General features: G+C 68.1%; 1 protein-coding gene. It reads right to left on the bottom strand.

What is annotated here, in order from left to right; all coding sequences use genetic code 11:
* Positions 1 to 401, bottom strand: a 401-nt coding sequence (locus N4G66_RS45390) for an ABC transporter permease subunit (RefSeq protein ID WP_449343331.1), incomplete at both ends; no start/stop codon positions are given.

The raw sequence follows: 401 nt of genomic DNA, 5'->3' as shown, positions 1-401 counted from the left end.
CCCCAGCCGGTGCTGCTCAGCGCGTAGGCGAGGAGCAGGAACAGGGCGATGGTGACCAGGGAGCCGTAGGTGATGTCCGTGTGGCCCAGCGGGAAGGTCTCGCCGAGGGCCGTCAGCGGGCCGGGCAGGTTGGTGACCGTCTGCTCCGCGGAGTAGATGTGGGTCAGTGCGAACGCCACGTTGAGCATGCCAAGGGTGACGATGAACGGCGGCAGCGGGATCTTCTGCACCAGCAACCCGTTGAGCAGACCGAACCCGCCGCAGACCACCAGACCCAGGGCGACGGCGAGGAGCGGGGGCAGGGAGCCCTCGGCCGCCATCTTGGCGATCACGATGCTGCCGAACGCCATCACAGCCCCGCACGACAGGTCGATCCCCGCCGTGAGGATGATCAGGGTCTG

This window comes from Streptomyces rhizosphaerihabitans, assembly GCF_025399795.1.
Lineage (GTDB): Bacteria > Actinomycetota > Actinomycetes > Streptomycetales > Streptomycetaceae > Streptomyces > Streptomyces rhizosphaerihabitans.
This window is presented reverse-complemented; position numbering and strand designations above follow the sequence as displayed.